This window comes from Streptomyces sp. NPDC042100 (assembly GCF_055582325.1).
This window is the reverse complement of record NZ_JBVJDK010000012.1, coordinates 1-24,561: the sequence shown is the minus strand read 5'-3', so window position 1 is coordinate 24,561 and position 24,561 is coordinate 1. Positions and strand designations below refer to the sequence as shown.

General features: G+C 72.6%; 15 protein-coding genes. 8 read left to right on the top strand and 7 right to left on the bottom strand.

What is annotated here, in order from left to right:
* The 5 genes from ACZ6J5_RS25695 to ku form a co-directional block, all read right to left on the bottom strand.
* The gene (locus tag ACZ6J5_RS25695) at window positions 1-2,763 is read right to left on the bottom strand and encodes an AMP-binding protein (protein ID WP_469395275.1); all 2,763 of its coding nucleotides are present in this window, start codon (window positions 2,761-2,763) and stop codon (window positions 1-3) included.
* A 297-nt stretch (window positions 2,764-3,060) separates the two neighbouring features.
* Window positions 3,061-3,759 (bottom strand): 4'-phosphopantetheinyl transferase family protein, encoded by a 699-nt coding sequence (locus tag ACZ6J5_RS25690; protein WP_469395273.1) that lies wholly within the window; start codon window positions 3,757-3,759, stop codon window positions 3,061-3,063.
* A gap of 164 nt (window positions 3,760-3,923) precedes the next feature.
* Complete coding sequence (locus ACZ6J5_RS25685) at window positions 3,924-4,775, bottom strand: hypothetical protein (RefSeq protein WP_469395271.1); 852 nt, start codon at window positions 4,773-4,775, stop codon at window positions 3,924-3,926.
* A gap of 45 nt (window positions 4,776-4,820) precedes the next feature.
* Complete coding sequence (locus ACZ6J5_RS25680) at window positions 4,821-5,591, bottom strand: response regulator transcription factor (RefSeq protein ID WP_469395269.1); 771 nt, start codon at window positions 5,589-5,591, stop codon at window positions 4,821-4,823.
* Between the two features lie 489 nt (window positions 5,592-6,080).
* The gene (gene ku / locus ACZ6J5_RS25675) at window positions 6,081-7,199 is read right to left on the bottom strand and encodes a non-homologous end joining protein Ku (protein WP_469395267.1); all 1,119 of its coding nucleotides are present in this window, start codon (window positions 7,197-7,199) and stop codon (window positions 6,081-6,083) included.
* A gap of 79 nt (window positions 7,200-7,278) precedes the next feature.
* On the opposite strand from ku, the gene ligD reads away from it, so the two are divergent.
* The 8 genes from ligD (at window position 7,279) to ACZ6J5_RS25635 (ending at window position 18,005) form a co-directional block, all read left to right on the top strand.
* On the top strand, window positions 7,279-8,163 hold the full coding sequence (gene ligD, locus ACZ6J5_RS25670; RefSeq protein WP_469395265.1) for a non-homologous end-joining DNA ligase: 885 nt from the start codon (window positions 7,279-7,281) through the stop codon (window positions 8,161-8,163).
* 149 nt (window positions 8,164-8,312) lie between these two features.
* On the top strand, window positions 8,313-9,428 hold the full coding sequence (locus tag ACZ6J5_RS25665) for an ATP-dependent DNA ligase (RefSeq protein ID WP_469395263.1): 1,116 nt from the start codon (window positions 8,313-8,315) through the stop codon (window positions 9,426-9,428).
* 451 nt (window positions 9,429-9,879) lie between these two features.
* Complete coding sequence (locus ACZ6J5_RS25660) at window positions 9,880-11,967, top strand: PBS lyase (RefSeq protein WP_469395262.1); 2,088 nt, start codon at window positions 9,880-9,882, stop codon at window positions 11,965-11,967.
* A gap of 209 nt (window positions 11,968-12,176) precedes the next feature.
* Window positions 12,177-12,884, top strand: coding sequence for a class F sortase (locus ACZ6J5_RS25655; protein WP_469395260.1), 708 nt, complete (start codon window positions 12,177-12,179; stop codon window positions 12,882-12,884).
* Window positions 12,885-12,910: 26 nt separating this feature from the next.
* Window positions 12,911-13,708 (top strand): hypothetical protein, encoded by a 798-nt coding sequence (locus ACZ6J5_RS25650; RefSeq protein WP_469395258.1) that lies wholly within the window; start codon window positions 12,911-12,913, stop codon window positions 13,706-13,708.
* Entirely contained in the window at window positions 13,705-15,102 is a 1,398-nt protein-coding gene (locus ACZ6J5_RS25645) for an ATP-binding protein (protein ID WP_469395256.1), read from the top strand. The genes ACZ6J5_RS25650 and ACZ6J5_RS25645 overlap by 4 nt, the downstream gene beginning before the upstream one ends.
* A gap of 27 nt (window positions 15,103-15,129) precedes the next feature.
* Complete coding sequence (locus ACZ6J5_RS25640; RefSeq protein ID WP_469395254.1) at window positions 15,130-16,527, top strand: FtsW/RodA/SpoVE family cell cycle protein; 1,398 nt, start codon at window positions 15,130-15,132, stop codon at window positions 16,525-16,527.
* Window positions 16,524-18,005 carry a penicillin-binding transpeptidase domain-containing protein gene (locus ACZ6J5_RS25635; protein ID WP_469395252.1) on the top strand — a complete coding sequence of 494 codons (1,482 nt, stop codon included), beginning with the start codon at window positions 16,524-16,526 and terminating at the stop codon, window positions 18,003-18,005. Before ACZ6J5_RS25640 ends, ACZ6J5_RS25635 begins: the two co-directional genes overlap by 4 nt.
* A 65-nt stretch (window positions 18,006-18,070) precedes the next feature.
* On the opposite strand, the gene ACZ6J5_RS25630 is transcribed toward ACZ6J5_RS25635, so the two are convergent.
* Window positions 18,071-18,322 carry a DNA-binding protein gene (locus tag ACZ6J5_RS25630; protein WP_469395250.1) on the bottom strand — a complete coding sequence of 84 codons (252 nt, stop codon included), beginning with the start codon at window positions 18,320-18,322 and terminating at the stop codon, window positions 18,071-18,073.
* Window positions 18,323-18,324: 2 nt separating this feature from the next.
* A partial coding sequence (locus ACZ6J5_RS25625) for a ricin-type beta-trefoil lectin domain protein (RefSeq protein WP_469395248.1) occupies window positions 18,325-24,561 on the bottom strand: 6,237 nt, incomplete at its 5' end.

Sequence of the window (24,561 nt, the reverse complement as noted above, 5' to 3'; positions counted from 1 at the left end):
TTACTTGCCGTCGCCGAGCGCCCGGTCGAGCTCCTTGCGGAGGATCGACTGGAAGCTCGCCACGTGCTGCGGGCCCATCAGCGTGTAGTGCTCGCCGGGGACGTCGATGAAGGCGACGTCGTCGGCGTGCTCCCGCCAGCGGCTGAGCTCGTTGTTCAGCCAGTCCTCCTTGGTGCCGCGCAGCGGTATCGCGTAGAAGACGGACATGCCTCGGACGTGACCGGCGGGGCTGTAGCTGCGGCCGAGGTCGGTGAGGCCGTCGGCGAGCTCTGCCCAGGCGGTGAACTTGGCGAGGTCCAGGTCGAGTTCGGCGAGCCGGTCCTGCGGCGCGTGCTCGATGAAGTAGGCCAGCTGCTCCTCCTTCGACAGGTGCTTCAGCCGCTTGGGGAGTTCCAGCGACTGCTTCTTGTCGATGAGGGCGAGGAAGAAGGCCAGGTTGGCGGCGGTCTCGACGAAGTCGAGCTCGTCCATGCGGTACTTGATGTGCGGGGGCAGGTTGAAGCTGCCGACGAAGTCGACCCGCTCGCCCTCGGCCTCCAGGACCTTGGCGATCTCGAAGGCGACGGCGCCGCCGTACGAGTAGCCGGCGACGGCGTAGGGGCCGTGCGGCTGCTTCTCGCGGATGGCGGCGACATACGTGGCCACCATCTCCTCGAAGCTCTCGAAGGGCTTCTCGCCGGGGTTGAAGCCCCGGGCGCGCAGGGCGTAGAAGGGGCGGTCGCCGACGAAGTACTTGGCGAGGTTGACGAAGACGAGGACCTCGCCGACACCGGGGTGGACGCAGAACAGCGGCGTCTTGTCGCCGACGACCTGCATCGGCACGATCGGGTCGTACGGGCGTTCCGCCGCCCCGCCGGCCGCGTCCTCGGCGAGCCGGGCGGCCAGCGCGCGGACGGTCGGGGCCATCAGGACGGTGATGATCTGGAGGTCGTGCGCGCCGAGCCGGCGGGCGACCAGGCTGCGCAGCCGCAGGATGTCGAGCGAGGTGCCGCCGAGGTCGAAGAAGTTGGCGGTGGCGCTCAGCTTGGCCGGGTCGGTGTCGAACATCTCCGCGTAGATCCCGGCGAGGACCGTCTCGGTCTCGCCCTCGGGCGCGGTGTAGCCGCCGAGGCGGCGCAGGACCAGGTCGGCGACGGCGTCGGCGGTCTCCGCGTACGCGCCGGCTTCGAGCCGCTTGCGCATGAGCGGGCGCTGGATCTTGCCGAGGCTGGTCTTCGGGAAGGCCTCCTTCGGCAGCGGGAGGATCAGCGAGGGGCGGAAGCCCCAGTGCATGACGACGCTGGCGCGGACCGCCGACAGGACCCGGTAGAGCCCGAGTTCGTCGCCGTCCTCGACCTCGGGGTGGAAGGCGACGACGAGCTGCTCGGTGTCGGAGCCGGGGGCGCGGGTCGGGAAGGCGGCGACGTAGGAGCGGGCGACGTCGTCGAGCTCCTGCAGCAGGGTCTCGACGTCGTGGCTGAAGTAGTTGACGCCGTTGACGATGATGCTGTCCTTGCTGCGGCCGACGAGGGTGAGGCGCCCGTCGTCGATCCGGCCCAGGTCGCCGCTGCGGAACCAGCCGTCGGCCGTGAAGGCGTCCTTCGTGGCCTGCTCGTTGTTGTGGTAGCCGGGCGTGATCATGGGGCCGCTGAGCTGGAGCTCGCCGGTCTCCCCCGCCGGCAGCGGCCGGTCGTGCTCGTCGGCGACGCGGATCCGCAGGCCCTCGACGGGGCGGCCCAGGTTGGCGAACTCCTGGCCCTGGTCGGTGGCGGGGAACTCCCGCGAGTAGATGGACCCGGCGCAGGTCTCGGTCATCCCGAACGCGGGCCAGAGGCTGTCGCCCGCCAGGCCGTACGGGGCGAAGTTCGCGAGGAACGCCTCGCCGGTGGTGCGGACGACGGCCTCACCGCCGCTGATGATGTGCCGCAGCTTCGACAGGTCGACGGGCCCGTGCTCGTCGAGCCGGTCGGCGGCGGCGTTGAGCAGCCCGAGCAGGAAGTTCGGGGTGAAGGTCATGGTGACGCCGTAGCGCGAGATCAGCCGCAGGAAGTCGAGCGGTTCGCCGAGGACGACCTTGGCCTCGACGTGCAGCTGGGTGGCGCCCACGGACAGCGGCAGCAGGTGGCACTCCAGGAGCGCGGCGACGTGGTCGAAGGACACCCAGTTGAGCGAGGTGTCGTCGGCGCCGATGCGGTGGGCGGTGTTCTTGCCCGCCATCGAGGCGATGAGATTGGCGTGGGTGAGCCGCACGGCCTTGGAGTTGCCGGTGGAGCCGGAGGTGAGGACGAGCAGCGCGGTGTCCTCGGGGGCCGCCTCGTGCAGCGGCTCGGCGGGCTCGGCGGCGTACAGCGTGTCGAGGGCGGTGACGGAGAGGCCGTCGACCCGGGGCAGCTCGGCGGCCAGGCTGTCGCTGGTGACGACGAGCGGCCCGTCGAGCAGGGCGTGGACGTGCCCGAGCTGGGCGGCCCAGCGCTCGGGGTCGCCGCCGAGCGGGGCCATCGGCACCGGCACGTAGCCGCCGAGGAGGCACGCCCAGAAGGCGGTGAGGAACTCCCTCGGGCGCTCCAGGAGCAGGACGACCTTGTCCTGCGGGGCGAGCCCGCGGGCCCGCAGCCCGGTGAGGACCCGGCGGGCCTCGCGCACCAGCTCCGGGTACGGCTGGAGGGCGGCGGCCGGGGCGGCGGCGCCGCCCTCGTGGTACAGGACGCCGGAGCCGGGGTGTGCCTCCGCGGCCTGGAGCAGCAGGTCCGCGACGGTCCGGGTCGATGGGATGGCCATGGTCATGGCGGTGTCCTCTCTCTGGTGTGCGGTGGGCGGTGGGCGGTGCGAAGGCCCTGGGGGGGGTGGCGCGGCGGGTGCCGGAACGCGGTGCGCCGTCGGCTGCGGGATGGGCAGCACGACGGCGACGGAGACGGCGTGGGGGCGGCCGGGAGACGGTGGGTCCGGCCGGGCGGGCCGCGCGGTGGAGACAGCGCACCGACCTTGACGTCCAGCTTCTTCGGACCGGCGGCGGCGTTCAATGAGCGCTGTGTCAGAGCTGTGTCGGGTTTCTCAAATCCCGGCCGGAGTGTGCGGGTTCTCTCAGAGGGCGGTCAGGGACGGCACGTGGTGGACCGCCGGGGGCGCGGTCCCGGGGCGGGCCGCGCGCAGCGCGAGGGCGGCGTGGTGGCGGGGGCCGCAGGGCAGGTCGTCCACGGTCCAGCCGGCCGGGTCGGCGCCGAGGTCGTCCAGGGTGGTGACGCGGCCGAGACCGGTGCCGAGGCCCTTCAGATACGCCTCCTTGCGGGCCCAGAGGCGCCCGAAGGCGGCGGCCCGGCGGGCGGTTCCGGCGGTGGCGGCGACGGCGGCGCGCTCGTCGGGGTGGAGGGCGGGCAGCAGCGCGGGCACGTCGCCGGGCGCGGGGCGGAGCTGGGCGTCGGCGCCGACGGGGACGGGCGCGAGGGCGACGAGGACCAGCCCCTCGGTGTGCGAGAGGGAGAAGTGCAGCGGCGGCTCGGGCTCGGCGAGCACCGGCCGCCCGTGCGCGGCGCCGCAGCAGGGGCAGGGCTCGCGCGCGAACACGAGCTCCCCGGGCGCGCGGCCGAGCCGGCGCGCGAGGAGGGTGCGCAGGGCGAGGTGGGCGACGGTGTAGAGCTCCCGGTCGGCGGCCCGCACGAAGGAGGCGAGGCGCCGCCGCTCGTGCGCGTCGAAGACGGCGGGGGCGGTGAGGGCGGCGGGAGCGGTGAGCGCGGGTCCCGGGGGGCCCACCTCCAGGAACCAGGCTTCGGCCTGCATCGGCATCGGACGCGGGTCTCCTCGGATACGGGGTGCGCGGTACGGGGACGGGGTGCGCGGTACGGGGGGGGCGGCGGGAGCGAGGGCGTGGGAACGGCGGGAGCGAGGGCGTGGGAACGGCGACGCCCCGCCGTCCGGGCGGGTGCCGGGGGCGGGGCGTCGGGCGGAGGTCACTTCATCGCGGGCGTTCTGGGCCTTCGGGCGCTCAGGGTGCCGTGGACGTCGCTCTCCGCGTAGTAGGTGCGGCCGTATCTGTTCCGGCGCCGCCAGTGCTGTTCGCTGGCGAGCCGGTAGACGGTCCCGGTCGGGGCGCCCCACAGGTCGGCGATGTCGCGGGCGGTGAGCCAGCGTTCGGCCCGTTCGGGCGCCGCGTCCCGGGCGGGCATCGCGCGGCGCAGCCGGGTCCACTCGTGGCCCGCCCAGCGGTGCGCCGGGTCCGCGTCGCACAGGATCTGCCGGCTGCCGTCGGCGACGGAGAGCAGACCGCCGCAGCCGGGCTCGGCACAGGGGCCGACCGGGTGCCGGCGCGCCGGTTCACGGGCCACCCGCCGGGCGGCGCCGGCCAGCCGCTCCAGCTCGCGGGTGGCGTCCGCGACGGCGGGGTGGGCGGCCAGCCACTCGGCGCTGCGCAGCAGGAACGCGGCCAGGTGGACGGGGCTGCGCCGGGGCGCCGGGAAGCCGCGCTCGTCGGCGACCAGCCCGCTCCAGGAGCCGAGGGTGGCGACGATCGCCGAACGCGCCTCCGCCGCCGCCCCGTTGAGCGGGATGCCGGCGGGTCTGCCGCCGTTGCCGCGCCGTTCGCCGGTGCCGCGCGCGGGACCGGCGCCGCCGAGCACCCGCTCGCACTCGGCGTAGAGACGGGGAAGTTCTTCCAGGACCGCGAGCAGCCGGTCCAGACAGGAGGGGCAGAGCCGGAGGTCCGGCCGGGCCCGTCGTCTGCCGCCGCCGTCGACGGCGCCGCGCCTGCAGTCCTCGCCCACGCACACGGCCCGCTGGGGCGGCTGCGTCGGAGGGTGAGTCATTTTCCGATTCTCCGTGTTCCGAAACCGTGCGCCGACGCTGCCGAATTACACTTTGCCGAGTTTGAATCCGACACCGCGAATGGTGACGATCCAGTCCCGGCAACCGAGTTTGTTCCGGAGGCTGCTCACATGGGTGTCCACGGTTCTGCGCGACCAGGAATCTCCCCATATCTGCTGCATGAGCCTTTTACGGGGAACGACGTTTCCGGGATTCGAGGCGAGCAGATAAAGAACGTCGAACTCTTTTCGGGTGACGTCGATCTGCCGTCCGTCGAGGCTGACCTGGCGGGCGCCGGCGTCAATACGGAGGGGCCCCTGGTCGATGACGTCGACGGCGCGCGGGCGGGGCCTGGCCCGGCGCATGACGGCCTGCATACGGGCCATGAGCTCACGGAATCCGTACGGTTTGACCATGTAGTCGTCGGCGCCCGCCTGGAGGCCGAGGACCCGGTCGAGTTCGGAACCGCGGGCGGTGACGGCGATGATCGGGGTGTCCCCGGCGGCGCGGATGGCCCGACAGACCTCCAGCCCGTCGAGATCGGGCAGTTCGAGATCGATCAGGACCAGGTCGGCCGAGGTGTACACCTGGAGCGCGGCGCCGCCCGTCTCGACCGTGGACACCTGGTGGCCGTGCCGCCGCAGGCCCGTCACGAGCGATTCCGCGTACCGGAGCTCGCTTTCCACCACGAGGATCCGCCAGCTCTCGCCGCCCACGGAATTCCGGTCGATACGGTCGATACGATCAACACGGTCGACACGGTCGATATAAACGTCGGGTATCAGAGGTTTCGGTTTTTCCTGCGTACGCTGACTCATCGTCTCCCCCTAGACTGTCGTCCAGCGAGTCTAAAAACCATCGCTTCGCTTTGTCAAAGATCGCCGGCGTAAACGGGCTGTGTCTGCAAAGTAAAGGGGAACATTGAATTCCGGTTAAATTTTCCGGACCTTTTTTGATCCCCGAGGATACACCGGCCCCATGTACGACCCGTGGCAGCCGTAGCGATCCGGACACGCCCGCCACGCCCCGGCCTGACCAGCAGCAGGTCGGGGCACCCCCGAGCAGCCCGCTTCGCGACCGAAAACAGTCAGGAACACGCGTGTGCGCTACCCACAGACGTGTACGCGTAGATCTGTGACGGCCTATCGGAAGGGCCGCGGGACATCATGGCGAATTCTTTACCCGGGATCCCGATCCGGGAGTGTCCGCCACATCCGGGCGCACTTCCGGCCAGCCCGCCGCCGGCCTTCCGCCGGCCCTCCATCACTCCTCCGCAGACCCTCCGCCGGCCCTCCACACTCCGCCGGTCACGCGGAGCGCTTGCGCGGCACCGCCTTCTTCGCCGCCTTGGCGGGCTGCTTCTTCGCGGTGGACTTGGCCGGACTCTTCGCGGCGGCCGCGCCCTTGGCCGTGGCCGTGCTCTTGGCCGTGGACTTGCGGGCCGGTGCCGACGCCGCCGTCTTCTTCGCCGCCGTCCGGGCCGTGGACTTCTTCGCTCCCGTCTCCTTGGGGGCGGCGGGCGCCCGCGCGGGCCTCTTGCGCGGCTTGAGCTCGGTCACCTCGGCGACCTGGGCTCCCCCGGCCGGCCCGTCGTCCGCGCCTTCCGAGCCGCCCTCCGCGCCGCCGTCCGCCCCGGGGGCCTCGCCGCGCGCCTCCCGCGCCGCGCGGACGCTGCTCTCCAGGGCCGCCATCAGGTCGATCACCTGCCCGCCGCCGGCCGCCGCCGGCTCGGCGGGCGCCAGGCCCGCGCCGCCCTCGGCCTTGGCGGCGATCATCTCCTCCACGGCCTCCCGGTAGTCGTCGTGCAGGCTGCTGATGTCCACCTCGCCCAGCGTCGCCATCAGCGCGTCCGCCAGGTCGAGCTCGGCGTCCCGCACGGTGACCGGGGTCTCCGGGGCGACGCCCTCGGGGGCGCGGATCTCGTCCGGCCAGAGCAGCCCGTGCATGGCGATCACGTCGTCCACCACCCGCAGCATCCCCAGCCGCTCCCGCCCGCGCAGCGCGTACTTGGCGACCGCCACCTTGTCGCTGCGCTTCAGCGCCTCGCGCAGCAGGGTGTACGGCTTGGCGGCGGGGACCCCGTTGGCGGAGAGGTAGTAGGCGGCGTCCATCTGGAGCGGGTCGATCTCGCCCGCCGGGACGAACGCCACGATCTCGATCGTCTTCGCCGTCGGCAGCGGCAGGGCGGCCAGGTCCTCGTCGGTGATCGGGATCATCGAGCCGTCGGCGTCCTCGTACGCCTTGCCGATCTCCGCCGGTGAGACCTCCGCCCCGTCGAGCTCGCACACCTTGCGGTAGCGGACGCGCCCGCCGTCCTCCAGGTGGATCTGGCGGAAGGAGACCGAACGGCTCTCGGTGGCGTTGACCAGCTTGATCGGGATGCTGACGAGGCCGAAGGATATGGCGCCGTTCCAGATGGATCGCACGTTCATCACCTTTCACGCCGGTTAGTTGCGGATAGCGGCAATAGCCCCGGATGGGAGGGAATCGTGGGATTCTCATCGTATGACGCCCATCACAGAGGTGGAGGGGCGGCGGCTGGCGCTCAGCAACCTGGACAAGGTCCTCCACCCCGCCACCGGCACCACCAAGGGCGAGCTGCTGCACTACTACGCCACGGTCGGGCCCGCGATCCTGCCGCATCTGCGCGACCGCCCGGTCTCCTTCCTGCGCTACCCGGACGGCCCGGACGGGCAGCTCTTCTTCACCAAGAACCCGCCGCCCGGCACCCCCGCCTGGGTGAAGACCACGCCGGTGCCCCGCTCCGAGGACCCCCGGGCCCGGCAGGTGATGGTCCAGGACCTGGCCTCGCTGATGTGGGCCGCCAACCTGGTGGTCGAGTTCCACACCCCGCAGTGGCGGGCGGACGCCCCCGGGCTCGCCGACCGGCTCGTGCTCGACCTCGACCCGGGGCCGCCCGCGACGGTCGTCGAGTGCTGCCTGGTCGCCCGCCGGCTGCGGGACCGCCTCGCGGCCGACGGACTCACCGCGTACCCGAAGACCTCCGGAGCCAAGGGGCTGCACCTGCTGGTCCCGCTGCGGCCGACCCCGTCCGAGGAGGTGTCCGCGTACGCCCGCGCGCTCGCCGTCGAGGCCGAGGCGGCGCTCCCGCGCCTGGTCGTGCACCGGATGGCGAAGGCGCTGCGGCCGGGCAAGGTCTTCGTCGACCACAGCCAGAACGCCGCCGCGAAGACCACCGCCACCCCCTACACCCTGCGGGCCCGCCCGCTGCCCGCCGTCTCCGCGCCGGTCACCTGGGCGGAGGTGGCGGACTGCGTCTCCCCGGACCGGCTCGTCGTCCTCCTGTCCGACATGCCCGGGCGCCTGGAGCGGTACGGGGAGCTGCTCGCCCCGCTCCTCGACCCGACGGCGGCGGGAGCACTGCCGTGAGCGGGGCGGGGACCGGGGCCGGGGCCGGTGGCGGTGGCGGGGCTGGGGCCGGTGGCGGGGCTGGGGCCGGCGGTGCTGGTGCCGGTGGCGGGACCGGGGCTGGCGGTGGCGGGGCTGGGGCTGGCGGTGGCGGTGCCGGTGGCGTCGTAGTGCTCCGGCCGCCGGTCGACGTGATGCGGCCCCGGGCCGCCGACGAGATCCCGGCGCCGGACGGGGTGCCCGGCGGCTACCAGTACTCCCTCAAGCTCGACGGCTTCCGCGCGCTCGCCTTCGTCCTGGAGGGGGGCCGGGTCTTCCTCCAGTCCCGGGCCCGCCGCGACCTCTCCCCCGAGTTCCCGGCGGTCGCCGCGTACCTGGGCGAGCGGCTGCCGCCCGGGACCGTGCTGGACGGCGAGCTCTGCGCGTACCGCGAGGGGCGGCTGAGCTTCACCGATCTGCTGCGCCCGCACCGGGAGCGGGAGCGGGCCGGCGTCCCCGTCTCGTACATCGCCTTCGACCTGCTCGCCCTCCCCGGGCACGACGTGCGGGCCCGGCCGCTGCGGGAGCGCTGGGAGCTGCTCGGCGCGGCCCTCGAAGGCACCGGACCGCCGCTCCAGCGGGTGCTGGCCACGGAGGACGCGGCCACCGCGCGGGAGTGGTTCGGCGCGCTGCGCGCGGCGGGGGTGGAGGGGATCGTGGCGAAGGCGTGGAGCTCGGCGTACCGGGCGGGCGGCACCTGGTCCTGGCGGAAGATCCGGTACGCGGACACCCGGGACGCCGCCCTCGTCGGCGTCTTCGGCCCGCCCGAACGCCCGCGGGCGGTGCTGGTCCGGCTGCCGGACGGGCGCACGCTGCGCACCACCCCCCGGCTGACCGCGCCGCAGGCCCGGGAGGTCGCCGCGCTGACGGCGGGGCTGCTCGCGGGGCCGATGGCGGACCCGGAGCACGGGACCGTCCGCCCGCTGACCGAGCACCTGCCGGTCGAGCTGCGGGTCCCGGCGGGCCGCCAGGACACGGCCCGCTTCGTCCGGGTCCGGGCGGCGGACCGCGCCCCGGCCCCGGGGGAGCCCGGGGAGCCGGACGGGGAGCCCGGGGCGCCGGACGAGCCGGACACCGGGCCCCGGGAGCCGGGCGCCGAGGCCGGGGAACCGGACGCGGAGGCCGGGGAACCGGACGCCGGGCCCCGAGCGCCGGACGCCGAGCCCGGGGAACCGGACGCCGGGCCCCGAGCGCCGGACGGCGGGCCCCGGGAGCCGAGCGCGGAGCCCGGAGGCCCGGCCGTCTAGCCCCCCCCCGGCCGGCGAGGGCACCCCAGTCGAGGGGGACGCGCCCCCGGCTGAGGGGGACGCGCACCCCGGCCGAGGGGGGCGCGCACCGTGAACGAGCCCCCTGGCCGGATCGCGCGCCCTGCCCCCTCCCCTCCCGTGGCGGTCCGTTCAGGACAAACTCACGCAACGCCGCCGCGGGCGCCCGGCGGCCCGCCCGCCGGGGAACCGGGCCGGTCGGCCGTCCCCGGGGAGTGGTACGGACCGGATGCGGGGGCCCCGCGGGGGTCCCGAGGGGGTCCGGGAGGGGTCCCGTGGGGGTCCGGCGCGGCGCCGGGCGGAACGGCGGGTGGCGCAAAGCGAGCGGCCCGGCGGGGGTTCGCCGAGAGCGTCCGGCAGGCGAGCCCTCGTTCTCAGCGCCTTGGTGCACACTTGCTCCCTGGTACAGCGCTCACGGGGAAGGCGGCCTGGCATGTTGACGGGGATCGAGGAGGTCGACTGGGCCTCGCTGGGCCACGCGTACGGCCCGGCGGACGACGTGCCGGAGCTGCTGCGCGGGCTCGCCTCCGCCGATTCCCTGGAGCGGGAGAACGCGCTGGACGGCATGTACGGCGCGGTGCACCACCAGGGCGACGTGTACGACTCGACCCTCGCCTGCATCCCCTTTCTGCTCGAACTCGTCGCCGACCCCGAGGTCCAGGACCGGGGCTGCATCGTGGAGCTGCTGACCAGCATCGGCGGCATCGACCTCGGCGACGACGAGGAGGTCGCCGAACTCGACGCGGATGACGCCGAGTTCATACCGGCGGCGAACTTCGCGATGGCCGCCGCCGCCATCGCGGCCGGCGCCGACGTCTTCCTCGGGCTGCTGCGCGACTCCGACCCCGAGGTGCGGATCGCGGCCCCGTGCGCGCTCGCCTCGCTGCACCCCGACCCGGTCCGGGTGCTCGGCCTGCTGCGGGAACGGCTCACCGTGGAGCGGGACACCGAGGTGCGGCTGGCCCTGGTGCACGCGGTGGGCCGGCTGGCGCTACGGCACGAGTCGCTGCGCGCCGAGACGGTCGACTGGCTGGCCTGGCTCTCCCGGGCCGCCCAGGCCCCGGGGCTGCGGCTCGCGGCGCTGGCGCAGCTGGCCCGGGTGGCGCCCGCCGAGATCCCGGACGACGTGGTGGACCGGGTGACCACACTGCTCGACGAGGTGCGCGCGGCGCCCGCCGCCGAGGGGCCCGGGGAGACGCCGAGGGCGGCCACCCCGACGCTGATCGGGCAGGTCAGGGAGCTCCTGGAGGAGCACTCGGCGGGCCGCCCGACCCCGTGGACCGAGGAGCTGCTGCGCACCCTGCACACCGCGCTCGACGACCGGGTGGACGACCGCATCGCGCTGATCCTGGCCCAGCTGCGCAGCCCCGACTGGGGGCAGCGCTCGGACGCGATCTGGCTGTGCGGGGCGTTGATACGGGTCTGGCGGGGCCGGTACGACGAGGTGGTCCAACTGATCGGCGCGCAGCTGAGCGATCCGGAGCCTCGGCTGCGCGAGGCGGCGACCTCCTTCCTGGAGCGCCTCTTCGAGCTGTCGGCCCCCTCGGCGGACGCGCTGGCGGAGCGGATCGCCGCGGCCCCGGCGGGGCCGCTGGGGCCGCCGGGGCCGGCCGGCGGGCGGGGCGGGGCGCTGCTGGCGCTGGCCCGGTGCGGGGACGCGCGGGCGATCCCGCTGCTGGCGCGCGCCCTGGAGGAGGGCGAGGTGCGCCGCGAGCTGCTGTACGCGGTGAAGGCGCTGGGCCCGGCGGCGCTGCCGCTCGCCCCGGCGCTGCGGCGCGGGCTCGCGGAGGTGGAGCTGGACGAGCTGCTGTACGACCGGGCGGCGCCGCTGCTGTGCGCGCTGGGCGCGGTCCGGGGCGTGCAGGCGCTGCCGGAGGTGCTGCGGGTGCTGCGCGGGGCGCCGCCGAACCGGCGGGACTGGGTGCGGGAGGCGTGTCTGCGGACGCTGGCGGCGTTCGGCCCCTCGGCCCGGGAGGCGCTGGAGGACGCGCGGGGGCTGCTCGCCTCCGAGTCGGCGGCGGTGTCGTCGATGGCGGCGCAGGCGGTGTGGGCGCTGGACGGATCGCCGGAGGAGGCGGTGGAGGCGCTGGACCGCTGGCTGCGGCCGGGTGCCTCGGGCGCGGAGTGGTGCGCGGCGGCGCGGGCGCTGGGCGCGATCGGCCCGGCGGCGGCCCCGGCGGCCCCGGCGCTGCGGGCGGGGCTCGGCTCGCGGGACCTGTGGGTGCGGGTGCGGTCGGCGGCGGCGCTGTGGCGGGTGTCGGGGGACGCCGAGTCGGTGCTGCCGGTGCTGCTGGCGGCCTGGGAGGAGAACCGGCACACGCGGGTGACGGTGGCCGAGTGCCTGGCGGAGATGGGTCCGGCGGCGGCGGAGGCGGAGTTCGCGATCCGTACCGAGCTGGCCAGAAGGCACCGTCACAACGCGCGCGAGGACGGGGCGGGCTCGCACGACGTGCACGACGACGAGAAGCTGCTCACGCTCTGCCGGGCGGCGCTGGCGCGGATGGAGCGGCACCGGATGTGAGCGGGCGGGGCGACCCCTCGCGGACCGATGCGGCAGACGCGACGTGGCAGACGCGGCAGACGCGGCAGACGTGGCAGACGTGGCAGACACGATGGACGTGACGGATGTGACGGCTTCGCGGGCTCGTCTCCGGGCGACCGTTACACAACCGCAAATACGGACATTTAGGTTCAGATTCGGTCAGTAGCCCTTCCGGATCGGAGCCCGCCATGCGCCTGCGCCCCTCGCCCCGCCGCGCCTCGCCGCACCGCACCTCGTCCCGCCGCACCTCACCCCACCGCACCCCCGCACCCCCTCGGGCCCGGCGCCACCGGGGCCTGCTCGCCGGCAGCGCGCTGGCCCTCGCGGTCGGGGCCGGCACCGTCGTCGGCTGCGCCGGGCAGGGGACGGCGGCCCTGGCGCCCGACGTGCGGGTGCCGCACGGCTCGGCCGCCGCCCCGGCGGCGGAGCGCGCCGCCCGCCCGATGGCGGCCTCCGACCCGGTCCGGCTGGCGATCCCGGCGGCGGGCGTCGACGCCGGCCCCGTCCTGCGGCTCGGCCTGGACCCGGACCGGGAGCTCCAGGTGCCCTCCGTCGAGCAGGCGGAGCTGCCGGGCTGGTACACAGGAAGCGTGACACCCGGCGAGCGGGGCGCCGCCGTCCTGGTGGCGCACTACGACACGGCCCGGGGCCCGGCGCTGCTGCGGAACGTGGCGTCGGTCCGGCCCGGCTCCCTGATCGAGGTGCGGCGGGCGGACGGCACGACGGCCCGGTTCGCCGTCACCGAGATCCTGCAAGTAGACAAAAAGGACTTCCCTACGAATAAGGTCTATGGGAGGACCGATCGTCCCGAGCTCCGTCTGATCACCTGCGGCGGCCCCGTCCGGGACGGTCACCGGACCGACAACATCATCGTCTTCGCCGACCTGGTGAAGTGAGACGCGAAGGAAGAACAAGGAAGAGCGTGAGACCGCGCGGAAGACAGCTCATCGGCGCCGCGGCCCTGTCGGCCGCGGTGCTGTTCGGCGCGCTCGCCCTGACCGGCTGCGGCAACCAGGGCGAGCTCAGGAGCGCCGGCCCCACCCCGACCGCCGTCGGGCCGGTCCGGCTCTGGCCCGGCCTGCCCCCCGCGACCAATCCGCCGATCGACTACGGCGAGTCCGACACCCAGCGGGTGCCCGGCATCGCGGTCCCCGACAACGACGTGCGCTCGGTGGACCCGGTGGCGGTCGTCCAGGCCGAGGTGCGCGCCCACGGCGACGCCCGCAGCGGCGCGGACGGGCTCTACGAGCAGACCGTCCGGGCGATCGAAGCGTGCGGCACCGACCGTCCGCACTGCCCGGTCCTCACCCCGTACTACCGCGATCTCACCGGCAACGGGCGCGACGAGCTGATCGTCGGCATCCGGATGCCCGACCAGCAGCTCGGCGTCCGCGTCTACCTCGCCGAGAACGGCGGCCTCACCCGGATCATGTCCACCGTCGACCAGGTGGTCAGCGTCGAGCTGGCCGGCCGGGACCTGATCATGCGGGTCAGCTCGGCGGGCATCCCCGGCTACGAGTACCGGACCGCCTGGTCCTGGGACGAGCAGCAGCGCACGATGCTGCCCGCGCGGGACGAGATCGTCCGGGTCAAGCCGCCGGGCACGGGGGCCGCCCTGGTCCCGGCGCCCGCGTTCGTCAGCCCCACCGCCACGCCCACCGCGGTGCCCGCGCCGCCCTGGGACGGACGGCCCGGGTCGGTGCCCGAGGCGAGCCGGTGAGACGCCGCCCCCGACTGCCCGCCTGGACCGCGACGCTCACCTGGAAGTCCGCGGTCTTCATCACCGTCATGTGCTGCGCGCTGGCGGCGCTGCTCGGCGCCCTCGTGCACGTGTCGGTGGCGAGCCAGACGGTGAAGGACTCCCGGGACAAGGCGCTCGGCCGGCTCGGCGAGGTCAGCCGGCTGTACGAGTCGGGCGAGCCGCTGCCCCGGTTCGCCGGGGTGGACCCGGACGGGCTGCCGGCCTCGCTGCGGGCGCTCGCGCTGCGCGGCGACCGGGGCACCATGGTCGACGAGTACCAGGGCCGGCCGACGATGTGGGCCGCGGGCCCGGCGGACGGCAAGGCCCTCGCCGTACGCCTCGACTACTCCAGCGGCGTCGCCACCATCGAGGGCCTGGACCGCTCGATCCTCGGCTCCTCCGTGCTCGCCATCGGCGTCACCCTGCTCGTCGGCGCCTTCGCCGTCACCCGGATCACCCGGCGACTGCACCTCACGGCGCAGGTGGCCCGGCGGATCAGCGCCGGCGACCTCGACGCGCGCGTCAACGACCCCCGGACCGAGGACCCTTCGCGCCCTCAGGACGAGGTGGCGACGGTGTCCGGGGCCCTGGACACCATGGCGTCCTCGCTCCAGCGCAAGCTCCAGACCGAGCAGCGCTTCACCGCCGACGTGGCGCACGAGCTGCGCACCCCGCTGACCGGCCTGTCCGCCGCGGCCGAACTGTTGCCCGAAGGGCGCCCGTCGGAGCTGGTGCGGGACCGGGTCAAGGCGATGCGGGGGCTCACCGAGGACCTGCTGGAGATCTCCCGCCTCGACGCGGGCACCGAGACCGTGGACCTCGCCGTGCACGACCTCGGCCCGCTCGCCGCGCGCGTGGTGCGGGCCTCCGGCACGCCGACCGAGGTCCGGATCGGGCGGGACGCGACCGTGGAGACGGACAAGCGGCGCCTGGAACGGGTCCTCGGCAACCTGGTCGCCAACGCGCACCGGCACGGCCTGCCGCCGGTGGTGCTGAGCGTGGACGGCCCGGTCGTGACCGTACGGGACCACGGCCCCGGCTACCCGGAGTACCTGCTGGCGGCGGGCCCGCAGCGGTTCCGCACCGAGAGCGGCGGCAAGGGCCACGGGCTCGGCCTGACGATCGCCGTGGGGCAGGCCGAGGTGATCGGCGCGGAGCTGGTCTTCGCCAACGCGCCGGACGGCGGCGCGGTGGCGCGCCTGGAGCTGCCGGAGTACGTCCGGCTGACGGACCCGGACGACGGGACAGGGGACAGGACGGGGGACGGACCGGGGGACGGACCGGGGGATGGGCCGGAGGACGGGCCGGACGGCAAGCAGGGGGACGGGCCGCCGGACCCCGGCGCGGCACACCGTCACACAAAAGGGACATAGGGCTTACTGCTTGCTACGTTGCGGTCCATGACCGCAGCGCCGCCGCCCCCGAAGGACGCGCGGGACGCGCCCCCGCCGGGGCTGCGCATCCCCAAGCGCCGCGGCGTGGAACTCTCCCTCCTCGTCTGCGCCGTCCTCATCTGCGTCTACGGCTACGCCGAGGTCGGCCTGGCCCGCAGCGGCGCCGTGCCGCCGGACGCCGCCCGCTACGGCGCCGGGCTCGGGCTGCTCGCCCTGCTCGCGCACCTGGCGGTCCGCTGGCGCGCCCCGTACGCCGATCCGCTGCTGCTGCCGATCGCGGTGCTGCTCAACGGCCTCGGTCTGGTCCTTATCTACCGGCTCGACCTGGAGACCCCGGGCGACCGGGCGGCGCCCACGCAGCTGGTGTGGTCGACGCTCGGAGTCGCCCTGTTCACGGTCGTGGTGGTGCTGCTGCGCGACCACCGGACGCTCCAGCGGTACGCGTACCTCTCGGTGGCCACGGCCCTGGGCCTGATGATCCTGCCGATCTTCTTCCCGGCGGTGAACGGGGCCAAGATCTGGATCCGGCTCGGCGGACTCTCCTTCCAGCCCGGCGAGTTCGCCAAGATCCTGCTGGCGGTCTTCTTCGCCGCCTACCTCGCCGCCAACCGCAACGCGCTCGCCTTCACCGGCCGCAGGGTCTGGAAACTGCAGTTCCCCACCGGGCGGGTGCTGGGCCCGATCGTGGCGATCTGGCTGCTCAGCGTCGGCGTCCTGGTGCTGGAGCGCGACCTGGGCACCTCGCTGCTCTTCTTCGGCCTGTTCGTCATCATGCTGTACGTGGCGACCGGCCGGACCGGCTGGATCGCGGTCGGGCTGGTGCTCGCGGCGGCCGGCGCCTTCCTGGTCGGCTCGCTCGAACCGCATGTGCACAGCAGGGTGCAGGACTGGCTCGACCCGTTCGCCTCGATCCGGGCCGGCGACGGCCCGGGGCAGCTCGCCCAGTCCCTCTTCGCCTTCGCGGCCGGCGGGATGCTCGGCGCGGGTCTCGGCCTCGGCCACTCGGTCCTGATCGGCTTCGCCGCCAAGTCCGACTTCATCCTGGCGACGGCGGGCGAGGAGCTGGGCCTGGTCGGCCTGACCGCCCTCTTCCTCCTCTACGCCCTCCTGGTCGCCCGGGGCTACCGGGCGGGGCTCGCCCTGCGCGACCCCTTCGGGCGGCTGCTGGCCATCGGCCTGGCCTCGATCCTCGCCCTCCAGGTCTTCGTCATCGCGGGCGGGGTGATGGGCCTGATCCCGCTGACCGGCATGGCGATGCCGTTCCTGGCCCAGGGCGGCTCCTCGGTCGTCACCAACTGGATCATCGTGGCGCTGCTGGTCCGGGTCTCCGACTCGGCGCGGGCGCCGCGCCCGGAGATGGCCGACGGGGGCGTCATCGCCCCGATCGTGGAGGACGCGAAGTGATCCGCTACATCCGCCGGGCGGCGGCGCTCTGTCTGGTCCTCCTCGTCGCGCTGCTCGTGAACGCGGCGCGGGTCATGGTCTTCGAGGCCGACACGTACGACGACAATCCGGCCAACCGCCGGATCGCGATCACCCGCTGGGGCGAGCCGCGCGGCGAGATCGTCGTGGACGGGCGCCCGGTCACCGGCTCCCGCGACAGCGGCCAGCAGCTGCGCTACGAACGCACCTACACCCAGGGCCCGTTGTACGCGCCGGTGACGGGGTACGCCTCGCAGACGTACGGCACCTCGCTGCTGGAGAACGCGGAGGACGACCTGCTCTCGGGCACCGACCCGATGCTGGCGCCGCTCCCCCTCTGGAACGACATCAGCCGCGGCCGGCAGCCGGGCGGCGACGTGGTCACCACCATCCGGGCCCGGATGCAGGAGGCGGCGTACCGGGGCCTGGACGGCCGGCGGGGCGCGGTGGCCGCGATCGAACCGGCGAGCGGCCGGATCCTCGCGCTGGTGTCCTCCCCCTCGTACGAGCCGGGCGCGCTGTCCGGGACGGGCCCGGCGGTCACCGGCGCGTGGCGGAGCCTGAACTCGGCCCCGGGGCAGCCCATGCTGAACCGGGCGCTGCGGCAGACCTATCCGCCGGGCTCCACGTTCAAGATCGTCACCGCGGCGGCGGCGCTCGACGCGAACGTGGTGACGGACGTGGACGCGCCGACCGGCATCCCCGACCCCTTCGTCCTGCCGGGCACCCGCCAGGTCCTGCCGAACGAGGCGACGGGCTGCGCGGACGCCTCGCTGGCGTACGCGATCCAGTGGTCGTGCAACACGGTGATGGCGGGGCTGGGGGTGAAGGTGGGGCTCACGGACATGGTGGCCTCGGTCGAGAGGTTCGGCTTCAACGACACGGGCCTGCGGGTCCCGTCCTGGGTGGCGAAGTCGAACTTCGACACCGCCATGGGCGACGACCAGCTCGCCCTCTCCTCGATCGGCCAGTTCGACACGGCGGCGACCCCGCTCCAGATGGCGATGGTGGCGGCGGCGGTCGCGAACAACGGCGAGATCGCCGCCCCGCACCTGGTCGAGCGCACCACCACGGCGGGCGGCACCACGGTCGACACCACCGGCCGCCGAGGCTACCGCCAGGCGATGCGCCCCTCCACCGCGAACCAGCTCCAGAACCTGATGGTCCGCGCGGTCGACGAGGGCACCGGCACCAACGCGGCGATCCCCGGCGCCCGCGTCGGCGGCAAGACCGGCACGGCCCAGCACGGCCTGGGCAACACGGGCACCCCGTACGCCTGGTTCATCGCCTGGGCCCAGGCCGCCGACGCGGCCCAGCCGGCGGTCGCGGTGGCGGTCGTGGTGGAGGACGCGGAGGCCAGCCGCACCGACATCAGCGGCGGCGGCAACGCGGCCCCGATCGCCCGGGCGGTGATGGAACAGGCGCTGGCGCTGGAGGCGGAGAGGCGGCAAGGGCCTTGAAACGGGTGCGGCCCCGCCGAATGTCTCCATTCGGCGGGGCCGCCCCTGCCGCTTGCTACCGCGAGTCAGCGTGAGGCATCAGCGTCTCTCAGCCATTCCTCGAAGTCCTCGGCACCATGAAGGTAGGACTCCGGAGCCTGCTTGAGATCAGCGCCCGCCAACCGGTCGAGGAGCGTCCACAGGACCTCGTCGGAGGAATGGTCGGCACTCTCGTCCTTGATTCTCTCCATGGCCCAGTCCGCGGCCTCGTCCCGGCCCACCTGGCCGGAGATCAATCCGGCCAGGAGCCGTCGTGCCTCGATCAGCGTCTCGTTCATGGCTAGAAGGTACCCGTGAATCTGCCGACGGCATCGAACACGTAGTGCACCTTCTGACCACCCGTCACATTCACGTCCGGTCGGACGATTCTCACTCGACCGTTGTGGTCCACCGTCTCGTGCCAGATGCGGGTGGCACCCGTCGCGGGGTTCCACTCGCGCACCAACCGGCGTCCCAGCATTTCACCAGGGGTACGGGCCACGGCGACTTCACCGTAGAACCGGAAGCGGCCGTCCGGCAGCTCACGGACTCCCGCCTTGCCGTACTTGGCGGCCTGGTCCAGGAACTCCCTGGGGTAGGCGCTGAAGTAGGACTCCGCTCCGCCCCCATTGCCGTTGCCACAGTTGTGGACGAGGACGGAGGAGTCGCCCGCCGCCACGTAGTACGTGTGGAGGTCGGAAACGGTGAGGTTGTGGACGGTCGAGGTCTGGGCGGTCCAACTCCGCACCGCCGTGACCTGGACACGAGTGCCGCTGCTGGTCTGGAGCCACTGACCGGACTTCACGTCGGTGGCCTTGACCCAGGCAGCCAGCTCGGGAACCCAGATCGGGTGCCCGTCGGTCGCGGTGATCACGGCCGTCTTCGAGCCGGCCTTGCCGTCGACATCGAGCGTGATCTCGACCAGCCGCTTGAGGCCCTGGCCCTTGATCTCGGCGGTGACCGTCTCCACCCGGGTCTCCCCGGACTTCGGGTCGGTCGCGACCACCTTGTCGCCGACCTTGACCTGCTCGATCGACTTGGTGGAACCGTCGGCCATCAGCACCTTCGTGCCGGGCACGAAGCTGTTGCAGGTCTCGCCCTCCGGGCTTCCGCTGCCCTGGCTGCCCTGGCTGCCGCCCCCGCCGCCTTCGGCCTTGCCCGAGCCGCCTCCACCGCTGGTACCACCGTTGCTGCGAGAGGATCCCCCGGACTTGCCGCCGCCTCCGCCGCCGCCGGACTTGCCGCCGCCGGAGCTCTTGGATCCCGCGGTGCTCTTGCCGCCGCCCTTGTGAGCCGGGGGGTGCGAGGAGGACTTGGGCGCCGCCTTGGCCTGCGCCTGCTTGTGGGTGGGGTTACCCGTCTTGCGCTTCGCGGCTGCCGCCGCGTCTGCTCGCCTCTTCGCTTCCTCCGCTGCCTTCTTCTTCGCTCGTTGCGCGGCTTCCTTCTTGGCCTTCTCGATCGCCGCCTTCTTGGCCCGTAGCGCGGCCTCCTCGGCGGCCTTGGCGGCCTTGAGCACCGCCTCTGCGGCCTTCTTGGCCGCCTTGAACGCCTGGATGGCGTCGATGGTGCGGTTGACGGCCTTGATGACGGACGGAATCTTGCCCAGCTTGGTCCACGGAATGGCGTCGACCACGATGCTCACGCAGGACCACATATCGCCGCCGAAGCAGGCCATTGCGTCATTGATGCCGATGAAGTCCTTCAGCGTCTCCCACGCGACCGCGAGGATGACGGACGTGAGGGACTTGCCCTGCATCGCCTCGGCCTGCGCGACCTGCGCCGCCGACAGACCCGCGCCCGCGAGGGCCGCGGCCCGCTCCGACGCCGTCAGGACGATCGATTCGCCCGTCGGGTCGGAGTAGGTGAGCGGGTTGTTCTGCGCATAGGTGTACCCGTTGGACTGCAGCGGGTCATTCAGGTCGAGCACCGGATCGACGGACAGGAAGCGTCCCACCGCAGGGTCGTACAGACGAGCGCCCAGTGGCTGGAAGCCGGAGGCGTCGTCCCTGTCCTTGCCCAGGAAGCCCTTGTGGGTCTGGACGTTCTGACCGGCCGTGTCGGCGCCGCGCTGGTTGCCGAACGGGTCCTGCTTACGCACCCGCACCGGCATGCCGCTGTAGAGAGCGACCTCCGCGTAGACGCTGCCCTGGTGATCCATCGCCAGCGCGGTGAGGGCGTCGCCACCCGTGCCGTTGGCGTAGCGCAGGACCGCGCCGCCGGGAGTCGAGTAGGTGCGCTCGGAGCGGACCAGGATGCCGCCCTGCTGGACGGTGACCTGCGCCTCGCCCAGATTGAGCGTGGCCTGCTTGCCCTGGATGGTGAGCAGGCGCTCACCGTCGGGGCCGTAGATGTGGCGGGTGTCGTTCTGCGGCAGCCACTGCTGGGCGGCCTGGGCCGCGTCGCAGGTCGCCAGCACGAGGGCCGTGCCGTTGACGTTCGCCGCGCCCTGCACCGCGAGGCACAGGCCGGAGGCGACGTGGGTCAGCTGACCGGTCGCGTTGCGCTTGAGCTGCTGCGCGGTGGTGCCGTTGCACTTCTGGAGCTGGACGGCCGAGCCGGCCGTGTTGGCGGCGGGCTGGACGCACCAGGTGTCGTACATCTCGAGCGTGCCGACGTTGGCGTCCGCCTGGCCAGGGGCCGGGTCGAAGTGCCAGGACTGTGCGACGGTGCCGTTGCAGGCGTACAGCTGGAGCGCGTTGCCCGCCGTGGCCAGACCCGACTTCAGGTCGAGGCACTTCTGGCCGAGACCCACGTACGGGGTCTTGCCGTTCGAGCCCTGACCGGTGATCCGGTCGACCTTGCCGTCGTACGTCCAGGTCAGGTCCTGCTTGTCGCCGTTCTGAACCGAGGTGATCGACTTGGTGTCACCGGTCAGCTCGTAGAGGCGGGTCGCCTCGGCCGTGACCTGCGCACCGGCCGGGGTGGTGTACTTCTTCGTCACCTTGGTCAGCGTGTGCGGCTGGCTGCCGTCCGCCTTCCCGTAGGCGTACGTGCTGGTGGCGTCCTTAGCAGAGTCGCCGGCCAGGTTCTTCTCGGTCAGCTTGGTGCGGTTGCCGAGGAGGTCGTACTCGTACTCCTGCCAGTAGCCGGAGCCGTCCTTGCCAGACGCCACGTTCAGCGTGCCGTCCATGTTCTTCGGGGCGGAGCAGTTCGTCTGCTCCTTGGAGGTCCAGGCGGACTTCAGCTGACCCAGCGGGTCATAGGCGAAGCACTGACGCTCCTCGATCCCGACGGACTTCTCCTGGATCGAGGTGACGTTGCCGGCCGGGTCGTACGTGTACGCCCGGTTGGAGACCAGGTTGCCGCCGACCAGGGAGGCGTCGTTCTTCTCCCGGTAGACCGCCTGCTCCTTCAGCTCACCGCTGCCCTCGTCGTAGGAATTCTGCGCCCAGACCCGGTACGGCTGGGTGCCCAGGGTCGAACGCAGGACCTGGCCGTAGGGTGAGTAGACGGTCTCGGAGCCGTACCAGTCCTTGCCGGAGACGGAGAGCGCCTTGCCGTCCTCGTTGTAGCGGACGACCAGCTTCTCCCTGTCGAACTTGCCCACCGCGGGAAGGGTGGTCTCGTCCAGCATGCCGTTGTCGGAGTACACGTAGTCGTACGTGTAGTCCTTGGCGAAGCCCCAGGTGTCGACAACGGACTGGGGCAGCGACTTCGTCGTCGAAGTCGGCTGGTAGTCCGTCGTGTAGCCGTTGATCTTCTGGGAGTACGCCAGGTCGTCCGTGTAACGCGTGGCGGTGGCGGGCATGCCACGACCGCCAGGGACGGTGTCATAGGTGAACTCGGCCAGAAGCTTGCCGTTGGCGTCGTTCAGGCGCTGCTGGGTCGGGCGCGACAGCTCGTCGTACGCGTTCCAGACCTTGACGTTGTTGGCATTGGTGGTCGTGAGAACCCGACCGCGAGCGTCGTATCCCGTGCGGTTCGTCCCCGAGTCGGGGTCCGACGCGGTGAGCATCCGGCCGGCGTTGTCGTAGGTCCACGTCCACGGGTGGGTCGGATCGACGGACGAGGTCGCCTTGACCGGCTGGCCGTGCACGTCGTACTCGTACCGCGTGGAGGTGAAGCCGTCCGGCGCCGCCGGGTTGAAGGTGTCCGTGCGGCTGGTGCGGCCCAGAGCGTCGGTCCAGACGCGGTAGGACGAGTCGCCCTGCGGCTGGATGACCTTGGACCAGTCCTGGCCGTACTCGTAGCGCACGGCACGCTCCGGGTACGCCTTGGAGGACGTCTCCTTGGTGACCGGGTCCACGTACTTCATGTACGGGGTCTCGGCGAGCACGCGGCCGAGGCCGTCGTAGGTGTAGCGGGTGATGTTCGGGATGGCGGTGTCGGCGAGCGGGGTGAACAGCTCGCCGGGCTTGGCCTCTCGGGTCAGGTAGGAGTTGTTGGTCTGCCAGACCTCACCGGAGCTGTTGTAGAGCGTGTCGGTGACGAGGAACCCGTCGCCGCTCTCCGGCTCCTCCAGCGACTGGCGCTCACGGCCGAGACCGTCGTACAGCGTCACCGAGGTCTCGACCCGGTCCTCGTACCCACGCGCGTACGTCGTGACGTACGGAGGCTTGCGGATCTTCCTGTTCGGGTCCTCCGGGTCGATCTCCTCGGCCGGAACCGTGTAGACCGCGCGGAAGTCCGCGACGCCGTTGCCCGGAGTGCGGCCCGGGGCCCACGCCTCGGCCAGACGGCCCAGCGGGTCGAACAGCGCCTGACTGACCAGGTTGTTGGTATCCGTGGTCTTCAGCGTCACCGCACGGCCGGGCTCCAGCTCCTGAGTCTGAGTGTGCCCGAGCACGTTAGCTGTGGTGATCTTGAATACCTGCCCCGTCGCCGGCCCCACGGAGGAGTAGGTGATCGTGGAGGACTTCGGATTCGCCTGCTTCAACTGGTCCGGATCGGTTTCCCGAATCACACGGCCCACCGCGTCGAAGCCCGTGGTGCCGTTGCTCTCGAAGCCCGTACCGGTGCCGTTCAGGGACCACGACTCGGTGGCGAGGCCACGCGCGGTGCCCGTGAGGGCCGCACCGTAGGCCGTGCCGTCGTACGAGGTACGGATTCCGCCGCTCAGCGTCGACAGATCCGCGAAGTTCGCCGCCACACACGTCGTCGGGGAGACCAGGACCTGCTTCGTCAAGCCGATGAGGTTCTTGGTCGGCTCGTTGAGGTACTCGGACTTGGTGCAGGACTCGTCGCCGGTCTTGCCGGTGTCGCCGAGCGACTCCACCAGCGTCGGCAGTCCGTTCGCCGAGTCATACGTCGACTTCGTCCGGACCACGCGCTCGGCGCGCGGGTCGTCCGTGTTGGTGCCGGACGACTTGGTGTAGGCCGTCTCCTCCACCTCGTTGACTCGCCAGGCCTTCAGCGGGTCCAGGCCGTCGTCACGGTTCCGCTTGGCCAGCTCGGTCGCCTCGAGGATGGTGACGCCGCGGCTCAGCCAGTCAGTGTCGGCATCCGTCGCGTTGGTGTAGCTGAGTTCCTCGGAGATACGGCCGGCGAAGGCCTCACGGTCGTAGACGGTGGAGCCGTCCGCCGCCTTGATCACGTTGCCGTGGACGTCCTTGACCGGCACCGTGTCGCCCATACCACGGTAGAAACGGCTCACGGCCTTGGACTGCTTGCTGCCGATGGCAGGGTCCTCGGCGCCCGTGATGACGGTCGTCTGCTCAAAGCCCGCGAACTGCGAGTACGTCCGCGTCGACTTCTTCGTGAACTCGGAGTCGGCGAACTTCCAGGCCGGGTTCTTGTACTGGTAGGCCGTCTTCGTCGCGTAGGCGCCGGGGACGTTCGGGAGCTCCTCGATGGATTCCACGACGTACTTGTGGAACCAGTCGATGTCCTCGACCTCGGGGTCCGGGTTCCAGAACGACGGGTAGCAGAGCTCGCTGTTGGCCTTCAGGCCGGCCTTGTCCGTCTTCGTCGGCAGGCCGGTGCCGGAGAGGCACTTGCCGGTGATCGGCTTGTACGTGACGGCGGTCTCGCCGCCGTACTCGTTGATCACGCGGGCGATGCGCAGGCGGGAGAAGCCGGGCCGCTGGGGGTTGACCGCCTTGACGCGGTTCGGCATGTCCTCGGCGTTCGGCTCGAACCGGACCGGGTTCAGCGCGACGCTGGCGTCGGTGGAACCGTTGCGGGCGTAGCCGGTGCGCTGGACGGACTCCAGCCACAGCGCGGTGTTGGGGCCGGTCTTCAGCTCGGCGAAGGACTGCTTGAGCTGGTACTCGTCGACGACCTGACGGGCGTCGGTGTCGGTGCGGCGCTGGGCCGAGGTCGTGATCTTGTCGAGGCGCTTACGGGTCCAGAAGGACGGGCCCGCGTTCCAGCACTTCTTCTTCGCCTCGCAGCGCAGGTCGGCCGGGGTGTCGAACCAGGGGCGGTAGTTGCCCGGGTCCTTCGACTTGAAGTTGGCGTCGGTGCAGGTGACCGAGCCGACCGTGTAGCAGCGCTCCGCGACGGTGAAGCCGATACGGGCCGGGGCCGTGGCGGAGAAGAGGTTGTCCTTGCGCTGGCCGTAGTAGATGTGCGACAGGTAGCCGTCGCGGTCGTAGAC